This window comes from Novosphingobium aerophilum (genome assembly GCF_014230305.1).
Lineage (GTDB): Bacteria > Pseudomonadota > Alphaproteobacteria > Sphingomonadales > Sphingomonadaceae > Novosphingobium > Novosphingobium aerophilum.
On sequence record NZ_JACLAU010000086.1, the window covers coordinates 1 to 3,319 of the forward strand.

Genomic DNA, 3,319 nt, shown 5'->3' on the forward strand with positions numbered 1-3,319 from the left:
AGCAAGGCCCAGGCCGCAGCCGACTGGATGCATGCCCAGCAGCCTCAGGCCGAGGAGATTGCGGCGTGAAACAGGTTCGCAAAAATGGCGCTGGAATTCACATTAGCGCTGGACTGTCAGGATATGTCGCGGAACTTTCGAGCGCCATGCTTGGCGCTGAACTCGGTCTGCCAGTCACCCACCTCGATAGCCATGCGAGCTATATCGAGCACTGGCTCAAGCTCCTGAGACAAGATGACCGTGCCATTCTCACTGCTGCCGCAAAGGCGGAGGAAGCATCAAGGCTTCTGCTCAAACTCGGAGGACGGATCTCTGCCGATGATACCGACGAAGCGTCTGCCGACGCTGCGTTGGCCGCCTGAAGGAGGGTGTCATGGGCCGATCGGTCAGCTATCCCAGCGGGGCCATTATCGCCTTCACGGTGCTCGAAGTCGAAAACGACGGCGACTGGGAATTCGAATATGAATGGCTCCGCGAAGATCTGCGCGAACGCGCAGGGCGGGCGTTTCCTTCCCTGATCGCGCACGACGGTTGGCGAGGCCGCGAGGACCGTATCCTCATGCGCAATGCCTATGCGGATTTCGGCGTGTCGGTTTACGCCGGCCTGGTTGCGGTGTGGATCGTCGAGCGTGACGATGGCGCCTATTGGGATGCCGATTGGCGCACGGCCAGATCGCCCAGAGCACAACGCTGGCTGTCCCAGATCGCCTCGCGCTTTGAAGCGTTGTTCGGCAACTACGTCTGCCTCGGTCACATGTCGAACGGTGAGGGCGTCTACGCAAAACGGGTGGCCTGAATGCGCCGCTCACTGGTGAGCGTACACATGTGCCTGTCCTGACTGACGAAGCCGGCATGTGCACTCATGGTCTGCAGCCATGCGAGAGAGGCCCTGGGCCAGCCGCCAGTCTTCCGCAACCCGGCTTGCGCAGGCCCGAGTTGGCCCGGCCCTGTGGGCCGTTGGCCTGCCCGCGCCAGCCTGCCCAAGCGGGTTTCCCCTGTCGGGTGCGGAGACTGCCTCAAGCTGGCCCTGACGGACTCTCGCTGGCGCAGCCATAAGCGGGTGCGTCAGCCTCACGCCAGTCAGGAGGACAATACCCGTGCACTCATCATTTTCTGACCAACTTGCCGGCCTCGATCTTTCCGGTTTTTCGATTGGTCCTGCCCCGGTTTCCACCAATGATTTTCCGGTCCACGATGCGGTCGTCCAGACGCTCGAAGCTGTCTGGTCCGATCTATTTGCGATGGTCTCTGGGACTGCGCTGGAGGCCGATGCCGAGGACATCGGCTGGGCGTTCGTCAACATCTTCCACCGTTCCGCGACCCGCAAATCGACCGCAGTCGACCGCGCAACCGACGAAGTTCGAGCGCTCCTCGCCACTGCCGATGGATCCGAAATTCACACCCATGAACTCGAGACCCAGGTTGAGCGTGCGCAGTGTGCCGAAGGGGCCATGATCGCTCTCGAAGAGATGCGCGAAGTGGCCGCTGCCCTCTATCTCAACGAATTCGGCTCGTCGTGGAAGCCCGTGTCGAGTTCGCGCTTCAATCACAGCGCCATGCTGACTTCCGCGCTTGTGGAGGGCCGCGAGTTCGTCCGAGCCCGGTCCGAAGCCAAGCGCCGCGCCGCCATGCCAGAAGGTACGCCGGTGATATTTGCCGGTGGCCGCACACGCCATCCAAACGAGCAGGACGCTCTCACTTTCGCCAACAACGTCTGGGCTACTCTGGACAAGGTTCACGACCGGGTTCCTGACATGGTTCTTGTCCACGGCGGTGATACCAAGGGCGTTGACCGTCTGGCATCTTCATGGGCGGAACGACGCAACATCCCGCAAATCAGCTTCTCCCTCGACATGCGCCTGGGGGCACGCGCAGGCTTCAAGCGCAACGAGCGTATGCTCTCGCTTGACCCCCGTTATGTCGTCGCCTTTCCCGGAAACGGGGTCCTGGAGCGCCTCGTCATCGAAGCGAAATCCCGTCGGATTACCGTCGTTGATCGCCGCGGTCCGCTTGGAACCTCTCCCAAGCGCGCGGCTCAGGATACCGACTGATGCGTCCGGCATCGCGCCAGCGCCATCGGCGCTGGCGCAGGCCGTCAGAGGAAAGAGATCGCCTGTTATCGTGGGCAAGACGATCGGTCCTTGCCCCCACATTGCAGGAGAAATCTGATGACTGATTTTCAGGCGATCATGGCGGATTTTGCTGTCCGCCAGGCCGAGCGCGCGGCGCAGGCACAAAGTGAAATTCAACGGCTCAAGGCAGCTATCATTGCCCCGCTGCGCAATGCCGAAATTGCCAGTGTAGAAATCCGTTTCGATGGGTGCGGCGACAGCGGTGCGGTCGAAGAATGCGTCTTCTCTGACGCCGTCGGGGCGAGTGTTCCGTGTCCCGAAGTTACGATCGACTGTGCTGGAGAAGGCGACGACCAGAGCCTCAATTCCGCCCTCGAACAACTGACTTACCTTGCTCTCGAACGCCATCATCCCGGATGGGAAATCAATGATGGTGCTTGCGGCGAACTAATCATCGACGTGGCTACGCCGAGCTTCGTTCTGGACTGCCAGCTGCGTTACACGGCGACCGACGACCATTCGACTGATCTCTAGGAGAAGTGCGATGGCTCATTGCTATTATCACGCCCTATCGTCGGTTCGGAAATGGGGAGGGGTGGTGGACGATTACCTCCCGCTCCACCAATGGTTTGACCAGTCGAAGGCGATCTTTGCTGATCCGCGGCACCGGGCCCTTCGGCACCATGCCGAAGGCATATTCATGCTCGAAACGCTGTTCGGGCCTACTATCGTCAACGCCGACAGCCGTGTTGTGCCCGTTCGCCTTGTGGGCGAACAGCACGTCCGCGAGGACTTGGGTACGATTCCTTGGTGTGATCGCCCAGGAATTGGCCGCGGTTGTACCTGAGGCTGTGCAGGCCAACGATGATGGACTCTTGTCTGTCGCCTACGGCAATCTCGTCGGAATACTGATCGAGGCGGTGAAGGAGCTCTCTGGTAAGGTTGATCGGCTTGAGGCTCACGCATGACCCTGCAGTCCACGGGAGCCATTTCACTTGGTAATGTCGCAACGGAACTCGGCCGCGCCGCGGGCACAACGACTTCTCTTGGCGAAGCTGCCGTCCGCAATCTCGCAGGCGTCGCCTCAGGCCCCATTTCGATGTCCAGCCTTTACGGCAAATGTTGATGGCGGAGTAAAATGCCCCAGAAGTGACATTTGAAAATTCCCCACTTCTTCTCGTTGACCCTGTCCGGGGCGCGCCCCGGACAGGGTCAAATTCCAAAAATCCGGCATAGCTTTCCCGGTG

4 protein-coding genes and 1 pseudogene are annotated in these 3,319 nt (G+C 60.5%); all 5 read left to right on the top strand.

The window, feature by feature from the left end:
• Positions 1–65 precede the first annotated feature (65 nt).
• Positions 66–362 carry a zincin-like metallopeptidase domain-containing protein gene (locus H7F49_RS18980; RefSeq protein WP_185685118.1) on the top strand — a complete coding sequence of 99 codons (297 nt, stop codon included), beginning with the start codon at positions 66–68 and terminating at the stop codon, positions 360–362.
• An 11-nt stretch (positions 363–373) separates the two neighbouring features.
• Positions 374–796: a hypothetical protein gene (locus tag H7F49_RS18985; RefSeq protein ID WP_185685119.1), complete on the top strand. Its 423-nt coding sequence runs from the start codon at positions 374–376 to the stop codon at positions 794–796.
• A 301-nt stretch (positions 797–1,097) separates the two neighbouring features.
• Positions 1,098–2,051, top strand: coding sequence for a DUF2493 domain-containing protein (locus H7F49_RS18990; protein ID WP_185685120.1), 954 nt, complete (start codon positions 1,098–1,100; stop codon positions 2,049–2,051).
• 117 nt (positions 2,052–2,168) lie between these two features.
• Positions 2,169–2,606 (top strand): DUF6878 family protein, encoded by a 438-nt coding sequence (locus H7F49_RS18995; RefSeq protein WP_185685121.1) that lies wholly within the window; start codon positions 2,169–2,171, stop codon positions 2,604–2,606.
• A gap of 10 nt (positions 2,607–2,616) precedes the next feature.
• Positions 2,617–2,880: pseudogene (locus H7F49_RS19000) on the top strand (DUF6915 family protein); the annotation flags it as partial.
• Positions 2,881–3,319 lie beyond the last annotated feature (439 nt).